Source organism: Halomonas sp. SIMBA_159 (genome assembly GCF_046536035.1).
GTDB lineage: Bacteria > Pseudomonadota > Gammaproteobacteria > Pseudomonadales > Halomonadaceae > Vreelandella > Vreelandella venusta_A.
In genome coordinates this window covers 1-260 of sequence record NZ_JAWJBT010000907.1, presented here as the reverse complement: position 1 = coordinate 260, position 260 = coordinate 1, and the positions used below count along the sequence as shown (strand labels likewise).

Here is a 260-nt window from a genome sequence, read left to right as displayed (position 1 = left end):
GGCCTGGCAGCGCAGCTGATTAGCGGCAGTTGGATCTGGAAGCTGGAAAGTATTTATCGTAAAACCCGGCAGCAAGATTTTGTTGCGGCTACAGCTGGCTTTGCATATACCCAGGTTGGCCTGTTTGACAGTAACTGGGATTTGGGCTGGCTTGCTGAATATCAATACGATAGCAGGGATGAACAAGCATCACAGCCCGGGCAGAACGATATATTTATCGGCACCCGCTTTGTCGCCAATGATGCTGCAGGCAGCGAGAT

General features: G+C 51.2%; 1 pseudogene. It reads left to right on the top strand.

Annotated features, from left to right (window positions below):
- A pseudogene (locus R0J87_RS21885) lies at nucleotides 1–260 on the top strand (hypothetical protein); the annotation flags it as partial.